Source organism: Bradyrhizobium sp. CCGUVB1N3 (assembly GCF_024199925.1).
Classification (GTDB): Bacteria; Pseudomonadota; Alphaproteobacteria; order Rhizobiales; family Xanthobacteraceae; genus Bradyrhizobium.
Genome location: NZ_JANADR010000001.1, coordinates 7656779 through 7678371 on the forward strand (window position 1 = coordinate 7656779; position 21593 = coordinate 7678371).

Below are 21593 nucleotides of genomic sequence, written 5' to 3' on the forward strand. Positions count from 1 at the left end.
GAGTCTGACTCAAAATTGCATTGCTGTTTTTATGGCTGCGATGCGCCTTGTCATGAGTTGGACGGAGGCGAGGAAGAGCCAGGCAGTTGCGCTTTCGATGGTTCGCTCGAAGTCCTTGGCCAATCTGCGGTTGCGGCCGAGCCAGGCGAAGGTTCGTTCGACCACCCAGCGGCGCGGAAGCACCTCGAAGCCCTGTGCGGCATCGGAGCGCTTGATGATCTCGACAGTCCACCGGCCGATCTTTCCCAGCACCGCCTTGAGCTTTCCGCCGGCATAGCCGCCATCGGCGAAGATATGGCGCAGCCAGGGGAAGCGGTAGCGAATGCTGCACAGGACATCTGGCGCGCCATCGCGATCCTGGACGTCGGCAGCGTGAACGATCGCGCCGACCAGGAGCCCTTGGGTGTCGGTGACGATGTGGCGCTTTCGACCCTTGATCTTCTTCCCCGCGTCGTAGCCGCGAGGGCCGCCACCTTCGGTGGTCTTGACCGATTGGCTGTCGATCACACCAGCCGTCGGCGAGGCCTCCCGGCCGATCGCCTCGCGCGCCAGCATCAGGAGTGCGTGGTTGATCGATTGCCACAATCCGCTGTCCCGCCATTGGTAGAAATAGTACTGCACCGTGGTCATTGGTGGAAACAGAGTGGGCGGCAGCATGCGCCACGGCAACCCGCCGCGCAGCAGATAGAGCACTGCCTCGACGATGTCCCGATAGCTCCATTTCGGGCGCCGCCCGCGCTTGGCCCGCACAGGAAGCAACCTCTCCAGCACGACCCATTCCGCATCCGTCAAGTCGCTTGGCAAACGCAGCTCCTCTCGGGCAAACTGTGCCCGAGTGATATCAGTCCACATTCTCGATCCCTTTGATGCTTCGCAACACCAATGGAATCAGAACTCGCTGATATCACTCAACTTATTTTTCGGTCGGACACTAAGGTTCTCAAGCGCTTCGCAGTCGCCTATTTCATCCGGCAGTCCACGTAATGAGTTGAAGGATAGTGAAAGCGTGGTTAGGTTCTTTAACATCCCAATACTATGAGGCAGCTCGACAATTGAGCAAAGGTCCGCAATGAGCTCCGTCAAATGCTTGCACTGCGAAATTTCGTTGGGCAACTGGGTGAGCGCGGCGTTCTCCGAAATATCCAAGCGGCGCAGGTGATGAATCCGATTGAGCCCAGGGGGCAGCTGGGACAAATTCAGGTCACTTAAATCTAAGTCCGTCCCACCTTCGTCAAAACAGCGCAGGATATGATCCATGGCCGCTTGCCTTTGCTCGCGTGATTGCGACGCGTTTGCTTCATTTGACGTCGATGGAGCGCAACACAGTTTGCTGCGAAAGAATGACGATTTGTTTTTCGTGGGTGCTTGATTGCACCACGCTTGAAGTTCCGAGCGCAATGCGCCGGACGATTCCGCTTGATCCGTCTGCCGGCCAGAACTGGCTCGCGACATACTTGAGTGTACGTCGTCCTGAGCGCCCCCTGAATGTTGCATCGCTTGATCATCACTTAGCTCCATGCCCGCAATCGTTTCTGCAAAGCGAACGGCATCTTCTGAGTCTCTCGATTCATCTGCCTCGCTAGCGCTTATGGACTGCGTGGATGAGGCAACGATTCGACCGTACATCAGATTCCTCGCCTATCGCCAAATTGCACGTTGTCGAGCGAGAGCCTATGCAGATTAGCTGACCTTAACCTGACGCACAGGCGCCCAAGCATGTGTCCGCGCTTACACGCGACGGCTTGGTTATCGCAATAATTCAAGCGCGCGCTTCACCAACTCTGAGTGGTGATCAGCGAGGGGTACGACTGCTGGGGACGACACCATTTGACCATTGCTCAGCCGGCAGATCAGTCAAAGGGAGGCTGGACGGCCAACGGAAATCCCGGCGAACGAGATCTTGCGGTACACAAGGATGGCATAACGCTGACCGTCATGGGGGCGGTGGTCTGCGGTCGGCCGATCAGGCAGGAGTCGATGCAAAAGCAGCTGACCAGCCACTTTCAAAAGCTGTTCGCCTATGATCATTGCATGGTCTTTTTTCACCTGACCTACGCCTACATCAAAGATGTGGAGGAAGTGATCGAATATTGAAGGAGGTGGCGGAAAAGGCGGCTCCTCCTGCATTCAAGTATAAGATTCGCGAGGACATCAAGCGGTCGGAATCGCGGCCGTCAGGCTTTGTCGCCGAATACGAGCGTCCGCATGCGCCAGTCAAGGTCGTATTCCTTGTTCTAAACATGCAGCAGGAAGCGAGGTGCGAGGCCGCTCTGTTGTTGCTGGCCAAGCTCGGCCTGCGAGCCGACGATGTTGCAACGCTCACCCTCGACGAGATCGACTGGCGCGCCAGCGAGATACTCGTTCGCGCCAAGGGCCGACAGCGTGCACGAATACCGATACCGCCTGACATTGGCGCGGCTATTGTTGCATATCTGCGCAATGGCCGCCCAAAGTCGTCGTGCCGACGGCTGTTCGTCCGCACACTCGCGCCACACGTCTGCTTTGCTTCCGGATGCGCGGTCACCATGATCGCCAAGGCCGCCCTTGATCGCGTTGGAATCGAAGGTTGCGCCCACCGCGGCGCCCATATCTTCTGACACAGTCTCGCTACCGAGCTTCTCCGATCTGGGGCGACCTTGTCGGAGATCGGACAGTTGCCGCGGCACGAGAACCACGACACCACCCGGATTTACGCGAAGGTCGACATCAATGCGCTGAGAGCATTGAGTCTGCCCTGGTCGGGAGGCGTGCAATGACCGATCTGCGCTCCGCAGTCGATAAGTACCTGAGCATGCGCAAGAGGTTGGGGTACAAGTACGAGCACCGGATGGGCATGCGTATATCCGAGGCGATGGGCCTGGAGTGTGATGACGTTGATCTCGAGGCTGGCGTGCTGACGGTCCGGCTGACCAAGTTCGGTAAGTATGCCGCAGGCTCGTGCCATTGCATCCGACGACGAGAACCGCGCTGCGCGACTACGCCCACCGGCGCGACGCGATGCTCGGGTCAAGCTGCTGCTCGACCTTCTTCGTTGCCGAACAGGGAGGCCGCTTGCTGAACCAGTACGTTCATCGCGTCTTCTGGCGGTTGTCCCGAGAGATCGGGCTGCGGCGACCAGGGTGATCGTACCGGGCCACGCGTGCACGACTTCCGGCATCGCTTCGCCATCCAGACGCCGCTCGACTGGTATCACAACAACTCCCAGTGCTCTCCACTTACCTCGGCCACGCCTGCGTGCGTGATGCCTATTGGTATCTCTCCGCCTGCCCCGAGTTGATGGAAGAAGTTATACGCTTCCACCCGAATTGCCGCGCGGCAGCTTCATCCAGACCCTCGTGCTCACCGACATTGCTACCGGCTGGACGGAGTGCGCTCCTCTGATCGTGCGCGAACATACGCTGTTGAGTACGGTGTTGACGGAATTGCGCAAACAATTGCCCTTTGCGCTGGTCGGCCTCGATACGGACAATGACACCGTGTTCATGAACGAGACGCTGAAAGCCTACTGCGATGCGGCCACCATCGTCTTCACGCGCTGCTGGCCCTACCGGAAGAGCGATCAGGCGTTCGTCGAGCAGAAGAACGGCGCCGTCGTACGCAGGATGGTCGGCTATCGTCGGTTCGAGGGCCTGGAAACGGCCAAACCAAGAAATCTATGCCGCTCTCGACCCGGTCGGGTTGTTGCGCGACATCCGCGGCGCGCAGGAACGCCTCGCGGCGCTCGCGGATACCCAGCCAATCGCCCATCCTGCTGCGGCAGCGCAATCGATCGATCTCTTCCTGGCAAGCCTACGAACCGCCTGGAAGGACGGAGCTATGCAACCGACGGAGCGGCCAATCGTGAAAGCGAAAAGAGGCCGGCGGCGTCCCGACCCGCTCATCCGGGCAACGCCAGATTTGGGAAAATGGTTTGAAGCCGAGCCTTGGCGGACTGGTAGCGAACTGCTCTCCCGGTTGCAGGCGGAATATCCTGGACCTATCCGAACAAGCTTCTTCGAACGCTTCAACGTCGGCTTAAATCCTGGCGCAGCGAGCAAGCGAACGCGTTGTTGTTCGTTCCTACGGGGGAAACGCTGCTGGGGCATGAGGTCACAACAACCCAATGATGTGGCAGACGCCAGCGGAGGAGGCCGGGCGCTCCGAAACCCTGGCCATCTCCGCACCCGGCCTCCTCCTCAACCCAAGCCGGGAGCAAAATAAATGAGGCAACCGATCGCACTCGGGAGCAATCTGCCTGGGGACACACGCGCGGGCCTGAACCGGCCGAACTTGCCGGCACGGGCGGCTGGCAGCGCGGTCTCTCCGCGGTCGTCGCGGTCGGGTTGTGCTCGGGCGCGATCATGCTGCTCTTCTTTGGACTGGCGCAAGACCTCTTCTGGACCGGCGTCGGCGCCACACTGCTGATGGGTCTCGGCACGGCGGTGACCGTCGCGGCGATCGCAACGCTCGCGGTCAGCGCGCGCGACATCGCCGGCCGTGTTGCCAAGGCTCAGGCCGGCTTTGGCATGCTCGCGATCCGGGCGCTCGAGGTCGCGGCGTCGGTGGCGATTGTTGCCTTCGGTGCCCTGCTGCTAGCCGGTTACAGAGCAACTCTGGATGTTCTCGCGGTGATGCCCGCGACGAAGGAAGCGGAGAAGAGGTTACGGCCTGCAAGTCGGCACGGGGCTCGCGGGCCGCTCAGGATCCCGGCGGTAACGAGCGAGGATCGGTTCGAGTATCTCATTCGACCAGAATTTCGGAGCGCCGATCTCCTTCAGGCAAAGGGCGTTCCAATAAGGGCCATTGGACGAAAACGATCGGCGCGCCGAAACGGCTTGCGCAACCGCCTTGATGTCCTGCGCTTCCGGGTAGATGTAGACTGTCGTCGGTTCATCGAGCAGCGGAATGATCTGTTCTGCGTCGGATCGCGACCAACTCGTGCATCCATTGCTGCGTCCGCTCGCGTAGTCCACGAGGGTTCCGACCGGAACGCAACCATTCACATTGGCATACGGACTGCGCGCCATGCTTCGATAATGGATGCCCTTCAGGACAATGGCTGCATGTCCGCCGATCGCACGCTCCCTGGCATTGGCGGTCTCTCCCTCGCCATCGAACTGAACGAACGAGCGCATCAGGATGGCCTCCCGTTTTGCGGCGTTGCGAAAGTAACCCTTGAAGGAGGCTTTCGTCTCGGCCGTCACATAGGCGCCGCCGGTCGTCAGATTCGAGTCCAGTGCATTGCCGAAATTTTTCGCGCACTCCTTTCCGTTCGCGAAATTCACCGCGCCCTTGATATTGCGGCCGCTGCCGTGCCCCGCGGACATCGCGCGAAATGACCGGTCGGCTTCGCAGATCTCGTAGAAGCGCTTTCCCAATCCGCCATCGCTCGGCCGCGTCGCGTCCATGGCGAAATAGCAGGGGTTTTTGACGACGGCTGCCGCGACCTTTCGCAGGTAGAGAGCGCGCGCTCTCTGCAGGACCACTGGGACGATCTGTCCCTCGCCGTCTCCGACATGGTTCGTCAACCAGGCCGGAGTTTCCGACGGCTGTTCCACCGCCAAGGCTCCAGCCGCAAGCCAAGCGGCGATCGTCACGCCGAGCGCGAACCGCCCGAGCACGGCCAATCCAGCCCGCAACGGATCGCCGCCACGGCTGCCATTCAGGCGGCCTGATCGGCGCGTCGCCAGGCTGGAAATGGATCTGACAGCTTTGCCCATTCGGCAACATCCATTGCAGGCCTGCCCGGCACGAGGCAGGCATCGAGCCGCGCGCGGATCGCCCCTTCGTCCATGCCGACGCCGATGAATACGATTTCCTGGCGGCGGTCGCCATAGATCTCGTTCCAGTGCTTCCGCAGATTTTTGCGCCAGAAGGGATCGTCGGGCCAGCGTTCGGCAGGAACGGCCGCCCACCAGAATCCCAATGCTCCGGTTCGCATGATCGAACCCGCCTGGCTGATCTCGCCGAGCCATTGCGGCCGGGTCGCCAGCCAGAAATGACCTTTCGCCCGGACGACACCCGGCCAAGGCTGCTTGATGAACTGGTCGAACTTGGCGGGATCGAACGGCCTGCGGCCGCGGTAGACGAAGTTCGTCACGCCGTATTCTTCGCTCTCGGGCACGTGCTCGGCGAAGCCATAGAGCTCCTTGTACCAGAGCGGGTGCTGCTGGGCCTTCTCAAAGTCGAAGCGGCCGGTGTCGAGTACGCGATCGAAGGGCACACGGCTGTGGTTTGCCTCGATGATATCGGCCTCCGGATTGAGCGAGCGGATAATCTTGCGCGCCGCTTCGCGCTGAGCTTCCGTGGCGTCGTCGACCTTGTTGAGCACCACCACATCAGCAAACTCGATCTGCTCCACAAGCAGGTCGACCAGCGTTCGTCTGTCGTCTTCCAGTGCCTCGCCGCGATCCTGCAGAAAGTCGGTCGACGAATAGTCCTTGAGTAGGTTCACGGCGTCGACCACGGTGACCATGGTGTCGAGGCGTGCCACGTCGGAGAGGCTTTCGCCGTCTTCGGAGCGGAAGTCGAAGGTTGCCGCCACTGGCAGCGGCTCGGAGATGCCGGTGGATTCGATCAGGAGATAATCGAAGCGGCCGCTCTCGGCGAGGGCGCGCACCTCCTTCAGAAGGTCGTCCCTCAGCGTGCAGCAGATGCAGCCGTTGGTCATCTCGACGAGCTTCTCATCGGTCCGGGACAGGTTCGCACCGCCATCGCGAACCAGATCCGCGTCGATGTTCACCTCGCTCATGTCGTTGACGATCACTGCCACCTTCAGGCCGTGCCGGTTGTTCAGGACGTGGTTCAGCAAAGTGGTCTTTCCAGCCCCGAGGAAACCGGACAAGACGGTGACGGGGAGTATTTGCATGGAGATCGAAGAGCCTTTTTCAAGGAGATAGGGTGAGAGCGGTGGAGTGGCACACGAGGAGCCTGCTAATGTAATGTTATAACATTACATTGATCGACCTCAATTCGCCTGTCAAGGCGCATGACTGCCTAAATTAGGCTTCATCGCAAGTGGCCCGCGCAGCCCGGCGCGCCCTACACCTACGTCATCACCAAGGGGTTTTGGTGCATTTCGGCTGGCGACGCTGCGCGATCTGCCGGACATGGACACGCTGGAGGACGCCGGCCTGCTCAGCAAGGACAAAATGTTGGCGGGAGAGTTGCCGGATCCCTTGCCGGCAGATGATGAAGAGCATGACGATGACGAAAAAGCTGCAGATTGGACAGAGACAGGCTAGCCTCAGTGAGCGGCCTCTTTCGATTCTATCCCCAACCCGCAAGTGTCCCGCCCCGAGACATAAAACCTTGGCACAGGTTGTGCTGACTAATGGGAGCCGGGATTTTGCATCACCCTCCCGGGGCTCGATAAGCGCCGCCTGCAAGCTATTTCAAGCAGGTGGCGTTTTTATTCGGTGTCCCAATTCGATTTTGCAGGTGTGCCAATTCGGACAAGGACTGACGGGCGGGGGCGGTGGCGACGCCCGGGGGAATCTTCAACGCTGCACCTTGCCGATCTCATTCATCCCTAAATTGAGGGTAAGTTACCGATGCAGCGAGACCGAACTTTGGACCACTCGAAACTAGAGTTTTACGACTCTAAACACGTTGGCGGGCTGGATGCGCCGACGTGATTCTGCAGCAAAATCGGCGGTCGATTGCCGATCGCCCCGTGAGGCCTTTCCTCACTATACAACAAGGCTTGAGAACGCCCACGGGACCGTGTGCCGTGAGGTTCTCCAGAAACGGGCGACAGGCGCTTTCGTTGACGTAAAGTCAGCGCGCAACCTGTCTCGAGCGTTACCACCGTCAAGAAAAGAACGAGAGGCCAATTGACATCAATCTGCAATTAAAGGGTCGAATGGCACATCCAGCTACCCCGTTGGATGCAGCAGATATCACAATGCATGTTGGACCCACACATTCGGCTCCACGTAAACTCCATAATTCTGCTCAACCGATACAAGTACCGGTGCCAATGCACCCTCGACCTCTGCCTGGCCCGAACAATTGAAGGCTGCCCCTGTCCATTGCGTCCACTCCGCGATGGTCCCAACGATGGTCATGGAGTAGGGAGCGATCTTCAATATCTTGCCTCCGGCGCGGACGTGAGTTCGCAACCACGTGTCCGTTGGCAAACCGTCGGCACGGTGCAATGTGACATACTCGCGCATTGCCTTCCGCGAGTCGAGTTGCTTTTGGCTGGGCCGGACAGGGGCAAACATTTCTGCAAAGCCCATTTTCTTCGCGCACGCCTTCAAGGCATTCAACATCGCCAGTGCATTGCCAATGCCCCTCGCCTTGGGGACAAGGGCGATTTCGAGCGCGCTTATCGTCGTCGGCCTACGTCCAACAAGCCTGTCTTCGTGAGCCCAGCGGATAACCTGGTCCCAGCCGCCGTCAGGCAATTCGGAGCGGCCCTCGATGTTGAAGGCAAATGGAACACCAAAAGCGCGCCCGACGATCTCGCCATCGAGAAGTGCTCCAAAGGCGTAGTCGAGGTAATCGAAAAACACAGATCGCGCAAAGTAGAGCTCTGACGTCGCGTCATGTCGCATGAACTCGGGCCACACCTCCTCCAAGTCATTCGAAAAGACCAATGGGATCAGATCTGGTCGTTCCCGCAATGAGAATATCTGTATCTTCATTCTTCGTAACACCATTGCAGCGAGCACGAGAGCTTGTCTTAGAGACTCTGCAACCAGATTTCTAGCTCGTCTTAATCATGAGTGCCGGGCGGGCTGCTGGAACATTTCTGGTCGGGAGTGAAGGCGCGCGCGAACGCTACGGGCTTTTTCGCCGCTTTTCGACCGGACTTCCTGAACGCGTTGGAGGACGGCGGCGGGGATGACCGGGGCTCATGCCCCGAGCGTCAGGACGCTTGCGGGACCAGAGCGTTTGCCGCGCCGCGGAACAGGTTGGCGTCGGCGCACGCTGCAGCGAAGGCCAGACGTACGCGGGTGGCGGTCTCGACGACACGGGCTGCGATCTTGAGAAATGTGAGCCTGATGGTGTTGAATTCGGCGGTTGCCAGATCACGCGGCTTCGGGATGGCGTCGCGCATGGCGAGGATGAGCCAATAGGCGGCGGCGTGGACGAGGCGGACCAGGTTGGCGATCGCCGAGCGGCAGCTGGTGCGATCGGAGGCGGGCTGGGTCTTGTGCAGCTTGATTAGGTTCTCGGCCTGTCCGCGTGCCCGGTAGAGGCTATCATAGATCCACCCCGCCGTGCTGATATTCAGGCTGGTGACGACGTGGCGGATGTCGAGCCCTTGTTGGGGTGCTTCGATGCGGGCGATGACGCGGCGCTCACGATGCCAGGAACCTGCCGCGTGGCTGGTCTCGGTGTAGCCGCGAACCAAGATCTTGTTCGCGACCGCACGTTCGGTTCGAACTGCATCACCGACCTCGTTGACCTTTCTGGCGAGCGGCTTTGTGCCGGCCAGCGCGAAGATGTAATCGACGCCGTTTTGCTCGCAAAAAGTCATCGCCTCGGGGCAGGCGTAATGGCTGTCGCCGCGGAAGGTGATACGCGTATCGGGCCAGCGCCGGCGAATGCGCCGAACCAGGCGGCGCAGATGTGCCGCACCTCGATGCCGCTCGGCGTCTTGCCGGGGCGCAGCATGACCGCAACAGGCCGGCTGTGCTCGGTGTCGTAGACGTGGATCGGCAGGAAGCAGTGTTCGTCATAATGGGCGTTGAACAGCGAGAGTTGCTGACGGCCATGCACCACGTCGACCGTGTCGTCGATGTCGAGCCTGATCGCGCTCGGGTTCGCGCTTGCCCTCGTCGGACAAGCGTAACCGGCATGAGGCACCCACCTCGCCATCCTTCGGCTCGGCTGCAATACAGCTTGGCATGAGCTGATCGGTGGAGGTGGAGCGATGGCAAATGCCATGCTTGATGCCAGGCAGGAAGGTGACTCCTATCGTCGCGTCGAGGTGATCACTGGGGAGCGCCGTCGGCGACGGTGGACGGGCGAGGAGAAGGCCCGGATCGTGGCGGAGAGCTTTGAGGCGGGTGCGAACATCTCCGAGGTGGCGCGGCGCAATGACGTTTCCCGCGGGCTGCTCACGGTGTGGCGACGCCAAGTTGCGGCGGCGGTAGCCGGCAAGGCGCCAAACTTCGTGCCGATTCAAATTGGCGCCGGAATCGGTGGCGAGACAGCTGGCGAGTCCGAGCGTGCTTCGCCGGCACAGACGAAGGCTTTGGAGATCGCCGCGCCCTCGGCCAAGGTCTGCGGGGTGATCGAGATCGAGGTGAGCGGAGCGCGCATCCGCGTCGAGCCGGGCGTGGAGTTGGCGACGCTGTCGACGGTGCTGGCGGCGCTCCGGGGTTGCCGGTGATTGCGTTACGGTCCGACCTCAAGGTGGTGTTAGCGACACAGCCGATCGATTTCCGCAAGTCGGTGCACACGCTGTCGGCGCTGGTGAGCGAAGCGCTGCGTGCGAACCCGTATTGCGGTGACGTCTTCGTGTTCCGCAGCAAGCGCATGGACAGAGTGAAGCTTCTGGCGTGGGACGGCAGCGGCATGGTGCTGGTGACGAAGTGGTTGCACGAGGGACGCTTCACCTGGCCGCCGATCCGCGACGGCGTGGTGCATCTGAGTGCGACGCAGCTTGCGATGCTGCTCGATGGCCTCGAGTGGACGCGTGTCTCACCCAAGCCTGTGAAGCAGCCGGCCGTTGTCGGCTGAGAGGTGGGGATTTCGCTGGAGCCTGTGGCGCGCGGATGTATCGTCTGGTCATGGCGATTCGCCCCGATGCTCTCCCGACCGATCCGTCAGCTCTGACCGAGATGGTGCTCGCGCTTGACGCAGAGAACGAGAAGCTGCGTGTGGCGATGCAGACGCTCAAGGAGATGATCTTCGGGAAGCGCTCGGAGCGACTTGCGGTGCTCGTGGACAAGCAACTCGCGCTTGAGCTGGGCGATCTCGAGACCGACGCCACGTTGCCGGTGCAGGCCAACGACGATGCGCCTGCGGCGAAGCCGCCCGGCAAGGTGCGCAAGAAGGCGCGCCGCAACATCGGCGCACTCCCAAAGCACCTGCCGCGCTGCGAGCAGCGGCTGGAGCCGGAGGCGACGGCGTGCCCGTGCTGCCGGGGTCAGCTCCACAAGATCGGCGAGGACGTCAGCGAGGTGCTGGACATCATCCCGGCGATCCTGCGGGTGCTGCGCACGATCCGTCCCAAATATGGCTGCCGCAGCTGCACCGATGGTGTGGTCCAAGCGAAGGTGCTGCCGCGCCTGATCGAGAGCGGCATGGCCTCGACCGCACTCGTGAGCCACGTGGCAGTCTCGAAGTTCGCCTGGTATCTGCCGCTGTACCGACAGGTGCAAATTCTGGCCGGCCAGGGTGTCCATCTCGACCGGGCGACGCTGGCCGGCTGGGTGAAGCGTGCGGCCTGGTGGCTCAGGAGCCTCTATGAGCTTCAGCTGCGCACGATCCAGGCCTCGCCTCGCGTGTTCTGCGATGAGACGCCAATGCCAGTGCTCGATCCCGGACGACATCGCCCTCGCATCTGCCAGTTCTGGGCACATGCCATGGATGACCGGCCATGGGGCGGCCCCTCGCCGCCGGCGGTCGCCTACGTGTTCGCTGACGGCCGCGGCACGGAGGAGATCGCCGGACAGTTGAAGGGCTTTTCCGGCATTCTGCAGGTGGATGGTTATGCTGCCTACAAGGCGCTTGCCCGCGGTCATGGCGGCGCGATCCAGCTGGCTTTTTGTCTCGCCCATGCCCGACGCAAATTCGTCGAGGTCTACAAGACGATGCAGTCGCCATTCGCGCGTGAGGTGATCGAACGCCTGCAGGCGGTCTATGCGATCGAGGCGGAGATCCGCGGCAGCAGTGCCGAGCAGCGGCTTGCCGTCCGCCGCACCAGGAGCGCACCGCTGATGGCGGCGCTCAAGGCGCGACTGACCGAGACGGTCGACCAGCTCTTCTCGCAGTCGAAGCTGGCGGAGGCCATCAACTATGCGCTCAATCACAGGGACGGGTTGACGCTGTTTCTCAGCGACGGCCGCGTCGAGGTCGACAGCAATACGGTCGAGCGTTCCATGCGCCCGATTGCCATGGGAAGACGCAACTCATTGTTCAGCGGCAGCGAAGACGGCGCCGAGAGCTGGGCGATCCTGGCGTCGATCGTGAACACGGCAAAACTCCACGATCTCGATCCGCAGGCCTACCTGGCCGACGTGCTGGAACGCATCGTCTCCGGGCGAACCAAGAGCCATCAGCTCCACGAGCTGCTCGCCTGGAGCTGGAAGGCGGCCCGCCAGCGCATCGCACAGGCTGCAGCATGAGCCCACGTCGCCCTAAAGCTTCATCGTCTATGGCGGCCGCCGCGATGCCGCTTGCGGAGCTCGAGCGATGGCTCCAGGCTCGCGTCGATCAGCATCCTGCCGCCACCAGTCTCCCCATGCTCGACGGCTACGTCGCCGCGATCGTGGCCGGACCGGTGTCGATGAGCCCGCTCGACTGGATCTGCCCACTGCTCGCCATCGATGCCGATGCTTTCAACCACGGCGGCACCCCGGAGTTCGCCGCGATCTCCGCCGTCGCGCTGCGTCATAACGAGATCAGCCAGGTCCTTTCTACCACGCCTAACCAGTTCGCCCCGATGCACCGGCGTCAACCCAATGGCGACGTCGATCCGCGACCATGGTGTCAGGGATTCTACGCCGCGATGCGGCTCAGGCTGTCGGCTTGGGCGCCATTGCTGGACGCCAGCAACGTCAATCACCGTCTGCTTCTGCCTATCCTGCTGCACAGTCGCGACGATCAGGGCGGTCCGCTACTCGGACCGCCACGGACCGGCCGCGAGTCCCGAGACTTTCTGCGCAACGCCCACCACGATATTCCAATGACCGTCGAGGCCTTGCGCCAGCACTGGATGCCGATCCGCTACGCACGCGCCCGCTGATCACCACAGATGTGGGACCTCATACCGGTTACGGACAAGCGTAGATGTGCTCGAGCAGCAGCCCGATGACGAACCGTCTCTCGGTCTCCGGCCGCTCCTTCTGGCAGCAGACGGTGCGATCTCGTGATCGACCCAGTCCCAGTCGAGTCTTGCCGCCAAGCTGCGCCAGCACATGCTGGACAATGATGCAGCCTGCCTCGATCGCCTTCCAGTCGTCTTCGGTTGCTTCGGTCGCATCACTTCCGTTGCGACGAGGGAATCACGATTGCTGACTCGAGGCTACCTTGAGAGTGGACTCGCAGGCTTTTGAGGCGTCAACTCTCGAAAGCCCGCAATCTCAAACCCACCAGCGTGCCAAAAACCGAATCCCGCTCAGCGGTTTGCACACTGTTCCACGGACGACACATTATGCGAAGCGATCGATGCGCGGGATCTTGCATCGTCACGAGTGATGGTACCTGCCACTCGCTGGGGGCTCGCACCACCGCCGCTTAAACGGCGAGATAGCAATCACGTTCAGGTGCGACCTCGTCGTTGCGCCCGACTTCACGGGCAATACTCAGCTGAAAGTAAGAGCGCGCTCAAGATACCAAGAAGGGTCATCGCCAGTCGAGTCTGTCTCTACGCTTGCTTCACTCGAATTCGCCTCGACACCTGCTTCAGTATCGCTATCATCGCCTTCAGCCTTTGAAAGATACAGTGCAGGTTTGTCTGACCGCTGCCATTCATTGTCAGCGTTCTTCGTCCACTTTTCGGGATGCTGGGTCGGATCAAGCACCCAGTGATTGCGACCCATATGAACGAACCCCATCTCCGCTAGACGGGGTTCCATACCTCCTATGGCAGGACGTGACATGACCAACGGCTGATCGCCGTCTTGCCGAAGTTGATGTTCCAGCAGAATATCGCCTGCGTTCTCGACAAGCGGATGGCTAAGCCGAAGATCTACAACGGACGTGAACTCATTGCGCCCGAATTGTTGCTGAAGCCGGTCCCCTCTAACAATCATCTTGCCTCCTGCTCTTAGAAGCCCAACAGTTGTGTCCCCCAATCGATAGCGGAAAAATCGCGCCTGCGTCGCCGCATTGTCTGCCGTGCTGGCGTAACCTCTAGCGACCATTGCCGCGCGCTCAGCTTTTGTGGATACAAAATCCGTGTACTCTTGTGGATTATCGGCGATGTATTTGATTTCGTCGCCGAAGAATTCCCTCACTTCTCTGTCAAAGGTAGATTTTGCGATCTCCTCAATGGGTGGGGCGGAAACGAGAGAGTATGGCCGCGTGTTAGCCGACGACGAACTGCCTGGCTCCATGCCTGCAAGGGTTCGTTCAAAGCGCTGGCTATCGCCTGACTCCCCTGATTCATCGGTCCGGCTGGCGCCTGCGGATTGGCTGGCTGAAATGCTGTGGCCATACATCAGATTCTCGCTCCTATTGGCAGATTTGTTACGACGGAGCTCTTGGGAGCTCTTGCCGTTCAGGCATTGCGGACCAGATACAACCTCCAGCTGACCGTAATCTGACACACGCAGACCTCACGCATCTGTCCCCGCACTTGGCGGACCAGGCGATCGCGATCGTGGCAACACGCCCGACTCGAGCATCTCACCTCATCAGCGAGCGTAAGATCGCCAAGAACGCGATGATGATATCATCACCAGCAATACGAGTAGGCTTGGACGCAATCGAGTTTTTGACGTCAGGCCCGTCCTAATCACGCAAGCGTACCGTTGCTTGTTCGTCTGAGCGGAGGGTGTGTCGCATGGCAACCGATGAACCAGCCCGACCGACCGCCCAACGACGTAGATCTGCTCCATCAGATCTGCGTTACTTATTGAGCCACGGCGTCGTTCCGAACCGCCCCGTTGCCCAAGACACCACATGTCCAGGTTGGCGTTTGGGAACCTCAGGGGCCATCCGCTGCATGACAGAGCTGAACAGTTGGCCGCCCTGTCCAGCAGGATCGCGCATCCTTCCATGCCCTCAGCGCTCTCGGCTCTGGATTCCGCGATGTTCGACGTCCCAAGTCGATCAATGCCGGTCAATCTGCGCGCCGGCTCGAAACCTCTGACGGAGCGACAGGCGCATCAACTGGCGATTGCCGCACACGATCGGCGGCTTGAACAGTACCCGCTGCAGATCATGTTGGTTCAAGGACCATATAGTTTGCCCGTGCATCATAGCTTGCGAGCTTCTGGTTCAAATCCGCGTCATCGAGCGTTCGGAACCCGTGCCTCTCCCAGAACTTCGCTGAATTGCTGACGGCGACCAGCGAGAGGTTGGGAAAGCCGGCTTTTGCCGCGTATCTGACCAGCTTAAGCACGACCTCGGACGCCGCACCGTTGCCGCGCGCTTCCGGCAACAACGCGATGTCGTGAATATAGTAGGTCGATGCAGGCTCGGGCACGGCGCCCACAAGCACATTCAGCGCGGGAGGCTTATTGAAGTGCCAAGGATGGCTGACGATATAGCCGGCCAGGCCGTCCCGCGGGCGCTCAAGCACAAAACATCCCTCAGGGTACAGCTCCAGCCGCTCGGAGAAAACGACCTCATCCTCTGGGTAGTTCAGGTGGACGCGATCTGCGATGGCGCGAACTTCAGGAAGATGGTCAGGCTCCATCGCTCGCCACGGCATGCAAAAGTACTTTCAATGAACCTTTAGACAACCACTAGCACCAAAATCCTATCCAGGACAGACCGGGTCCGGCGCTAAGCTACTCAAACCGTGTAACAACTGTGTTCTCTTCTTGCGCGATTGGGGCCGTGTCGAACTGGCCGTGGCGGAATTGATAGAGGCATCGGACTTAGCCAATGAGTGTCCTAGGGCAAGCCCCACGTTCAGACGTGCTCAACGTCGGGGAAACCTTCACGGGCAATCCCGAGCCAAGCCCTCCCAGGGGCAGGGTGTAGAGACTAGCTGGATTCGCAATAGATTCGCGTCGCTGTGCCAAGGATGGAGGCAAGCAGCGACGGAGTCCCCAATGGCGGTCCAACAACTTGCCCTCTGATATTGAGCGACGACGAGCGCGCCGGACTGACGTCGTTGACGATGCGGCGGAACGGCGCAGGTGCGGGCTCTAAGAGTCCGGATCGTGCTGACCTGTGCGGAAGGTGGTCAGAACACGGAAGTGACGGCCAAGCTGGGGCTGGACCGGCAGACCTTAGGCAAGTGGCGGCGGCGTTTTATGGAGCAGCGCGTGGCCGGACTGCACGACGAGCCGCGCTCCGGCGCGCCGCGCACGATTGACGATGCCCGCATCGAAGCCGTGATCGTGAGAACGTTGGAGAGTTGGCCTGAGAGCGCTACTCATTGGAGCTCTCGCGACATGGCGAAGACCAGCGGCCATCCATCGGATCAACCGCGATTGGATTCGCCCCTTCTGCCGGCTCCGAGGCAATCCAGCTGCAACATGGGGCTTTTACCATCGCGGAGAAAGGCGAACGGCGTGAATACCAAGACTTAATTGTCCGATGAGAGCGTTCGATATTAATAGGTTTAAGAGGACTATACGAAGGTTTGTAATACACCTTCCTTCGGCTGTGCAGTTCAGTCGCCGATCTCGAAACCGCTCAGGAGCACCTATCGGGGTCGAAATGAATTGCTGTATTTTTGCTCAATTGTTAACCTCTCCCGCTCGAAAGGCCGGACCGCTACAAGCATGTGTAACCAGCTCACCACGTTCGGACGTTCAGCGATGCAGCTGGTTTTCGGAAGCGTTGCGCTAGCTGCGGTGACGCTCATGTCCTTGTATATTCACAGCCCTTTCGCAGCGACGGCGTTCGCCTATCTCGTTGTGATATTGCTGTTTTCGCTGATGGGCGGCTTCATCGCATCGTCGGTGCTTTCTATCGTCTCTGTCGCTGCGTTAGCCTACTTGTTTACGTCCCCCACGTTCAGTCTCCGGACCGATGACCCTCAGGACTTTTTGGTGATTGTCACCTTCCTAACCGCCTCAATTGTCGGAACGCACCTGATCGGAAAAGTCCGCCACGAAAGAGAGGCTGCGCGTGAGGCCGTAGCCAAGCTACGGCACAGAGCGGCCGATCTGCATGACCGCGAGAAGCGCTGGCGTGCAATCTTTGAACATAATCCAGTCATGTACTTCATGGTCGATGAAGCCGGAACGGTCCTCAACGTCAATACTTTCGGCGCGACTCAACTCGGCTATGCTCCTGCGCAGCTGGTCGGCCTATCCGTGCTGAATGTCTTTCTGAAAGAAGATCGTGAGGTCGTTCGCAAACGTATCGGGCAGTGTCTTACAAATATCGGCCAATCGCACACCTGGGACATCCAGAAGATCAGGAAGGACGGTTCGGTGCTGTGGGTGCGCGAAAACGCCAAAGCCATGCTGTGGGCCGATGACAAGCCCATCGTCCTCATTGCCTGCGAAGATATCACCGAGCAGAAGCGGACTGAACTTGCTCTGCAGCGGAGTGAAGCCTATTTGGCCCAGGCGCAGGAATTGAGCCATACTGGCAGCTTCGGCTGGAACGTCGCCACCGGCGAGGTCGTTTGGTCTAAGGAGGTTTTTCGGATTTTCCAATACGATCCGGAGACGAAAGTGACACCGCAACACGTCCTTAACCGCGTCCACCCAGAAGATAAGGCTGCCGTCCAAGAGACGCTAGATCGAGCGTTTCAAGGCCAGGATTTCGAGCATGAATACCGACTGCAGATGCCCGACGGGTCGGTAAAGCACATTCACACGCTGGCACGGGCCACGAAAACCGCGTCTGGCGATATCGAGTTCGTCGGGGCGGCGACGGACATCACGGCAGCCAAGCAGACGGAACAGCAGTTGCGCCGTAGCGAGGCCTATCTGGCCGACGCGCAGCAGCTCAGTCGCACGGGCACTTGGTCCTGGGACTGCCGTCGTCACTGTTTTGCGTATCGCTCCGCCGAAGTCAGTCGTCTGTTTGGCTTCGATCCGGACGAGCCTGTATCGCTTGAGGCCATCCGGTCGCGTATTCATCCAGATGACTTGGCGCCGCAGCAGGAAGTGCAGCGTCAGGCTATCGAACAGAAGGCAGGTAACTTCGAGTATGATTTCCGAATCCGTCTTCCCGATGGCACGATAAGGCACATACACTCAGTTGCGCACGCCGTGTTGGGAAGCGATGGCGACACCGTCGAACTCATCGGAACGCATATGGATGTCACCGAGCAACACGCAGCCAGGGAACGGTTGGAAAACACCCTTGCCGCGCTGCGTGAGAGCGAGCAGCGCTTTCGTGACTACGCCGAAACTGCTTCCGACTGGCTCTGGGAGACCGGGCCGGACCACCTGGTCACCCACTTATCGGAGCACGCCAGCGCTACGGGCATCATGGCCACACGGCTCATCGGCTTGCCTCGCTGGGAAATTGCGTGCGACGTCGACGAAGACCCCGAGAAGTGGCGGCAGCATCGGGCGACGCTAGACGCACATCTGCCGTTTCGTGATCTCGTCTATCGCGCTGTCAATAGGACCGGGACTCCGATCTACGTCCGGACCAGCGGCAAGCCGTTTTTTGATGTAAGCGGCAACTTTCTCGGCTACCGAGGCGTCAGCACCGACATCACCGCGAAGATCCGCGCAGATCAGGCCGAACAAGAGCTGCGGAAGGCACAGGCGGATCTTGCGCATGTATCGCGCGTGACGACGCTGGGGGAACTAACAGCCTCCATCGCCCACGAAGTAAACCAGCCGCTCTCCGCCATTGTCAGCAACGCCGATGCGTGCCTCGCTTGGATGGGGCACGAAATTCCTGAGCTTTCCGCCGCGCGCAGATCGGTGGAGTGGATCGTCAAAGACGCGATCCGGGCAAGCGAGGTGATCCGCAGGGTCCGCGCACTTGCGAAGAAAGGCGAGATTGAGATGGTATCGCTCGATGTCAATGACGTCGTTAAGGAGGCCATCACGTTGGTGACACGTGAGCTGGTCAATCACCAAGTGACCTTGCGAACCGAGTTGACCCCAATGCTTCCCACGATTCTTGGTGACCGGATTCAGCTGCAACAGGTGATCATCAATCTGGTGACGAACGGGATCGAGGCCATGCAAGCGGTTGACGATCGAGCGCGCGGACTGGTGATCCAATCATCCAGGGACGGTGAGGGGCGCGTGCAGCTCTCCGTGACCGATTGCGGCGCCGGGATCGCTGAGGAAGATAGGGATCGCATCTTAGATCCGTTCTTCACCACCAAAACGAGCGGCCTTGGAATGGGGCTGTCGATCTGTCGTTCGATCGTGGAAGCTCACGGAGGGCGCCTGTCAATCGTCCGCAACCAAGGGCCGGGCGCGACCTTTCAATTTGCCCTGCCGATCGTGTCGTGACTGGACGCTTTGACGCGCTCGCGAAAGCAGGAAGGCCGATGGGCGACACGATCGTCTTCATGGTCGGGAAGACGCCTCGATGCGTCATTCGAATGTTGGAACAGTTGATGCAAGGTCATGGCTGGTTTTCGATGTGTTTCCCGATGGCGACGATGTGGTCATTCAAGGCCGACAGTGGCTTACGCCGGCTCGGTTTCAAGCCTCGTCTTCAGGTCGTCCAAATAGTTGTCCGCATAGGATTGCGCTTGCGAGACCGTCAGGTCGATTCCGGTCGTCGCGGCCCCTTCCATCACTGTCTTCATTAGCCCTTCGCGCATCGCGAATTTGACCTCGGGCCCAGAGATGCAGCCAACGGCCTGCGCCGCGACGTTGAGGCCAGCTTCTTCGAGCGCTTGCTTCATATTGCCCCCGCTAATGGCGGTGTGCAAAAGGTTCGCTGCTTGCGACTCGCACTCGATCACCATTGATGCTGCATCGGCCAGTTCGCCCAGCCCCGGAATGAAACCGAGCAAACCGACCGCCGTGGCGGTCCAATCAAGCACCTTCGAGCCCACTTTGGCCACGCCGTCGAGCGCATGCATGAGGGCCCCGCCGTTCTTCTTGTGAGATTTAATGTCGGGCTGGTCGGCCACGCCTGCCATCATGTCCGCGACAGCGCTCTGATCGGCAACGGTCTTGGGGAGGTGGGTCTTTGTCTGCTGGACGGTGTGGTTCGCAGCCGACATGTTGCTGTAGAAGTGCGTAAAGTCGTTGCTGCTGATATTGCCGGAATCGACCGTATGCCCGCCGCCGAAGTCGAAGAACTTGTGATGGGTCTTGTAGCCCGTAATCGAATTGTTTAGCAGGCCGAACAACACGGGATCAGAGAGCAGCTGTGACGCCGCTTGTCGTACCTTCGGGTCGAGAGTTTTGTCGCCCACCATGCTCGCCAACTTCTCTCGTGTCAGGACGCCGCCCCCGAAGAAGGCATCCTGATTCTTGTTGATCGTGCCGAGCGTGTCCAGCTCGCTTTGCGAGAGGTTCATCGACGACGAGGCGACTTGCAGGAAGTCTTCCTTGTGGACTTTATCAATCGCGCCACCGTACAACTGCTTCCAGTTGTCCGGATGGTCGAGGAAGTATTGGGCCGCCGCGATCACCTGGGGCGGACACTTGCCGGATTGGGCGTTGCCGTCGACGATCCCCTTGAAATCGTCCAGGCTCAAATTCTTGGGCAGGTAGTCAGAATACTTGTACAGCTCGCGCAATGCATCACTCAAGGTCATGACCGACGGTTGTCCATTCCCGGTGCCGTCGGATGGAATATAGTTCTGCTCGTAGCTGTGCGCCTGCTGCTCCTGGAATGTAGCAACCTGCGAGTGGCTGTCGGAAAACTCGGACAGATCCTTGTCCTTGATCTTGCCTCCGCAGCGGCCGTCGCCTTGGGAGCCAATCGCGTAGAAGAGCTCTGGGTCGCGCCGCAATCCGTTGATCGCCTCCTTCAGATCCGGCGGCGTCGACGGATCGTTGGCCTTGTCTGCCAGCGAGTCCCAGCTGAGCGGGCATTGGTCCTTGTGCCGGTTCAACACTGCCACGATCTGCAACTCGGCAATGGTCAGCGTGCCGCCATTCCACGTGATCCTCGAGCTTGGCACCGGAGCGGTCGGTAGATCTGCAGGCTCAGCCGTCGCCGATGTGCCGCTTGAGGAGGGAAGGGGCTCGCCCCGCTCCATTGCCTCGATCGCCGCCTTCACCTGCGCGGGCAGGTGGTCCAGCGGATCCTCTGGCATAGGCAGCTTTGGGTGCAGTAGGTCCGGTGACGGGGGGGGCGCGTCGGCTTGGTCGTCCCGCGCGCAAACGGACACCATTGCCGCGAATGTCGAAGGTTCCCCTTGCCGAATCTGGTCGGGCGTGTGCGCGGAAGGTCCTAACGCCGACAGAGCTGGATTTGCACTGGCTGGTAGCGAAAAGTTATTGAGCTGCATGTGAGTACATTTCCATTGCGGTCAACGGGCGGGATCGGCGGTTAGAGATCAAGGCTACGTGATAGGCACACAAGCTTTCGACAAGCTGACGAGTCTCAGAATCAAAGAAGGCTTGCGCAGCGCCGCGCGGCCATCTTGATTTCTCCAGGCGGCGCTGAGTGTTCGTCTCCGGCCGCGCACATGCGGCATGACGCTCGCCTGATGTGGCATGCTGGAAGCATAAGGCCCCTCCGGTCATCCAGTTGCAAATGACCATCGTCGAGGAGCCGCAAACAACATCACCACCGAGTCTCGCGTCGGCATTTCCGACTGCGCGTGGTTGCGTCTGCGCCTCGCCATTCACCATCGAGCGCGCGATTCGCAAATATGACGATGTGTGAGCATGGCAATGTGTGAGCGGATCGAG

The 21593-nt window shown here is 60.1% G+C and carries 18 protein-coding genes and 3 pseudogenes; 12 read left to right on the forward strand and 9 right to left on the reverse strand.

What is annotated here, in order from left to right; translation table 11 throughout:
* Positions 1-9 precede the first annotated feature (9 nt).
* Together NLM33_RS36400 and NLM33_RS36405 are read right to left on the reverse strand one after the other, a co-directional pair.
* On the reverse strand, positions 10-852 hold the full coding sequence (locus tag NLM33_RS36400) for an IS5 family transposase (protein ID WP_254099474.1): 843 nt from the start codon (positions 850-852) through the stop codon (positions 10-12).
* Positions 853-888: 36 nt separating this feature from the next.
* Positions 889-1626: a leucine-rich repeat domain-containing protein gene (locus NLM33_RS36405; protein WP_254103279.1), complete on the reverse strand. Its 738-nt coding sequence runs from the start codon at positions 1624-1626 to the stop codon at positions 889-891.
* Positions 1627-1827: 201 nt separating this feature from the next.
* Between NLM33_RS36405 and NLM33_RS36410 the strand changes: the two genes are divergently transcribed.
* The 5 genes and pseudogenes from NLM33_RS36410 to NLM33_RS36430 form a co-directional block, all read left to right on the forward strand.
* Positions 1828-2094, forward strand: a complete 267-nt coding sequence (locus tag NLM33_RS36410) for a hypothetical protein (protein ID WP_254103280.1) — start codon at positions 1828-1830, stop codon at positions 2092-2094.
* Positions 2095-2240: 146 nt separating this feature from the next.
* A complete protein-coding gene (locus tag NLM33_RS49850) occupies positions 2241-2597 on the forward strand; it encodes a tyrosine-type recombinase/integrase (RefSeq protein ID WP_371930157.1) in 357 nt (118 codons plus the stop codon).
* Positions 2598-2752: 155 nt separating this feature from the next.
* Complete coding sequence (locus NLM33_RS36420; protein WP_254103282.1) at positions 2753-3058, forward strand: hypothetical protein; 306 nt, start codon at positions 2753-2755, stop codon at positions 3056-3058.
* A 253-nt stretch (positions 3059-3311) separates the two neighbouring features.
* A pseudogene (locus NLM33_RS36425) lies at positions 3312-4106 on the forward strand (ISNCY family transposase); the annotation flags it as partial.
* A gap of 234 nt (positions 4107-4340) precedes the next feature.
* Positions 4341-4523: pseudogene (locus NLM33_RS36430) on the forward strand (nickel transporter); the annotation flags it as partial.
* A gap of 117 nt (positions 4524-4640) precedes the next feature.
* Here NLM33_RS36430 and NLM33_RS36435 read toward each other — a convergent pair.
* Together NLM33_RS36435 and zigA are read right to left on the reverse strand one after the other, a co-directional pair.
* Positions 4641-5699, reverse strand: a complete 1059-nt coding sequence (locus NLM33_RS36435; RefSeq protein WP_254103283.1) for a murein L,D-transpeptidase catalytic domain family protein — start codon at positions 5697-5699, stop codon at positions 4641-4643.
* Positions 5642-6847, reverse strand: a complete 1206-nt coding sequence (zigA, locus tag NLM33_RS36440) for a zinc metallochaperone GTPase ZigA (protein WP_254103284.1) — start codon at positions 6845-6847, stop codon at positions 5642-5644. The genes NLM33_RS36435 and zigA overlap by 58 nt, the downstream gene beginning before the upstream one ends.
* Before the next feature lie 241 nt (positions 6848-7088).
* On the opposite strand from zigA, the gene NLM33_RS49855 reads away from it, so the two are divergent.
* The gene (locus NLM33_RS49855) at positions 7089-7223 is read left to right on the forward strand and encodes a hypothetical protein (RefSeq protein ID WP_371930031.1); all 135 of its coding nucleotides are present in this window, start codon (positions 7089-7091) and stop codon (positions 7221-7223) included.
* A 657-nt stretch (positions 7224-7880) separates the two neighbouring features.
* On the opposite strand, the gene NLM33_RS36455 is transcribed toward NLM33_RS49855, so the two are convergent.
* Positions 7881-8540, reverse strand: a complete 660-nt coding sequence (locus NLM33_RS36455; RefSeq protein ID WP_254106076.1) for a hypothetical protein — start codon at positions 8538-8540, stop codon at positions 7881-7883.
* A gap of 314 nt (positions 8541-8854) precedes the next feature.
* Positions 8855-9753 (reverse strand): annotated as a pseudogene (locus tag NLM33_RS36460) (IS1380 family transposase); the annotation flags it as partial.
* A gap of 112 nt (positions 9754-9865) precedes the next feature.
* On the opposite strand from NLM33_RS36460, the gene NLM33_RS36465 reads away from it, so the two are divergent.
* Genes NLM33_RS36465 through NLM33_RS36480 form a run of 4 tightly spaced genes read left to right on the forward strand, consistent with a single transcriptional unit; the run spans position 9866 to position 12907 of the window.
* A complete protein-coding gene (locus NLM33_RS36465; protein WP_254103285.1) occupies positions 9866-10327 on the forward strand; it encodes a transposase in 462 nt (153 codons plus the stop codon).
* Positions 10324-10677 carry an IS66 family insertion sequence element accessory protein TnpB gene (gene tnpB / locus NLM33_RS36470; protein WP_254103050.1) on the forward strand — a complete coding sequence of 118 codons (354 nt, stop codon included), beginning with the start codon at positions 10324-10326 and terminating at the stop codon, positions 10675-10677. The genes NLM33_RS36465 and tnpB overlap by 4 nt, the downstream gene beginning before the upstream one ends.
* A 50-nt stretch (positions 10678-10727) precedes the next feature.
* A complete protein-coding gene (locus NLM33_RS36475) occupies positions 10728-12287 on the forward strand; it encodes an IS66 family transposase (RefSeq protein WP_254106078.1) in 1560 nt (519 codons plus the stop codon).
* A 29-nt stretch (positions 12288-12316) separates the two neighbouring features.
* Entirely contained in the window at positions 12317-12907 is a 591-nt protein-coding gene (locus NLM33_RS36480) for a UPF0149 family protein (protein WP_254103286.1), read from the forward strand.
* Positions 12908-13466: 559 nt separating this feature from the next.
* Here NLM33_RS36480 and NLM33_RS36485 read toward each other — a convergent pair.
* A complete protein-coding gene (locus NLM33_RS36485) occupies positions 13467-14324 on the reverse strand; it encodes a host specificity protein (RefSeq protein ID WP_254103287.1) in 858 nt (285 codons plus the stop codon).
* A gap of 722 nt (positions 14325-15046) precedes the next feature.
* Positions 15047-15526, reverse strand: coding sequence for a GNAT family N-acetyltransferase (locus tag NLM33_RS36490; RefSeq protein ID WP_254103288.1), 480 nt, complete (start codon positions 15524-15526; stop codon positions 15047-15049).
* A gap of 448 nt (positions 15527-15974) precedes the next feature.
* On the opposite strand from NLM33_RS36490, the gene NLM33_RS36495 reads away from it, so the two are divergent.
* Together NLM33_RS36495 and NLM33_RS36500 are read left to right on the forward strand one after the other, a co-directional pair.
* Positions 15975-16370, forward strand: coding sequence for a helix-turn-helix domain-containing protein (locus NLM33_RS36495; RefSeq protein WP_256570580.1), 396 nt, complete (start codon positions 15975-15977; stop codon positions 16368-16370).
* A gap of 231 nt (positions 16371-16601) precedes the next feature.
* On the forward strand, positions 16602-19223 hold the full coding sequence (locus NLM33_RS36500) for a PAS domain S-box protein (protein ID WP_371930032.1): 2622 nt from the start codon (positions 16602-16604) through the stop codon (positions 19221-19223).
* Positions 19224-19402: 179 nt separating this feature from the next.
* Here the strand turns inward: NLM33_RS36500 and NLM33_RS36505 are convergent, their stop codons facing one another.
* Positions 19403-20992, reverse strand: coding sequence for an HrpF/NolX family T3SS translocon protein (locus NLM33_RS36505; RefSeq protein ID WP_305880500.1), 1590 nt, complete (start codon positions 20990-20992; stop codon positions 19403-19405).
* Positions 20993-21593: the final 601 nt, after the last annotated feature.

Excerpts from the sequence above, each read along its gene's own strand:
- NLM33_RS36400 (WP_254099474.1), bottom strand. The coding sequence starts at position 852 with ATGTGGACTGATATCACTCGGGCACAGTTTGCCCGAGAGGAGCTGCGT.
- NLM33_RS36405 (WP_254103279.1), bottom strand. The coding sequence starts at position 1,626 with ATGTACGGTCGAATCGTTGCCTCATCCACGCAGTCCATAAGCGCTAGC.
- NLM33_RS49850 (WP_371930157.1), top strand. The coding sequence starts at position 2,241 with ATGCAGCAGGAAGCGAGGTGCGAGGCCGCTCTGTTGTTGCTGGCCAAG.
- NLM33_RS36420 (WP_254103282.1), top strand. The coding sequence starts at position 2,753 with ATGACCGATCTGCGCTCCGCAGTCGATAAGTACCTGAGCATGCGCAAG.
- NLM33_RS36435 (WP_254103283.1), bottom strand. The coding sequence starts at position 5,699 with ATGGGCAAAGCTGTCAGATCCATTTCCAGCCTGGCGACGCGCCGATCA.
- zigA (WP_254103284.1), bottom strand. The coding sequence starts at position 6,847 with ATGCAAATACTCCCCGTCACCGTCTTGTCCGGTTTCCTCGGGGCTGGA.
- NLM33_RS49855 (WP_371930031.1), top strand. The coding sequence starts at position 7,089 with ATGGACACGCTGGAGGACGCCGGCCTGCTCAGCAAGGACAAAATGTTG.
- NLM33_RS36455 (WP_254106076.1), bottom strand. The coding sequence starts at position 8,540 with ATGCGACATGACGCGACGTCAGAGCTCTACTTTGCGCGATCTGTGTTT.
- NLM33_RS36465 (WP_254103285.1), top strand. The coding sequence starts at position 9,866 with ATGGCAAATGCCATGCTTGATGCCAGGCAGGAAGGTGACTCCTATCGT.
- NLM33_RS36475 (WP_254106078.1), top strand. The coding sequence starts at position 10,728 with ATGGCGATTCGCCCCGATGCTCTCCCGACCGATCCGTCAGCTCTGACC.
- NLM33_RS36480 (WP_254103286.1), top strand. The coding sequence starts at position 12,317 with ATGGCGGCCGCCGCGATGCCGCTTGCGGAGCTCGAGCGATGGCTCCAG.
- NLM33_RS36485 (WP_254103287.1), bottom strand. The coding sequence starts at position 14,324 with ATGTATGGCCACAGCATTTCAGCCAGCCAATCCGCAGGCGCCAGCCGG.
- NLM33_RS36490 (WP_254103288.1), bottom strand. The coding sequence starts at position 15,526 with ATGGAGCCTGACCATCTTCCTGAAGTTCGCGCCATCGCAGATCGCGTC.
- NLM33_RS36500 (WP_371930032.1), top strand. The coding sequence starts at position 16,602 with ATGCAGCTGGTTTTCGGAAGCGTTGCGCTAGCTGCGGTGACGCTCATG.
- NLM33_RS36505 (WP_305880500.1), bottom strand. The coding sequence starts at position 20,992 with ATGCCAGAGGATCCGCTGGACCACCTGCCCGCGCAGGTGAAGGCGGCG.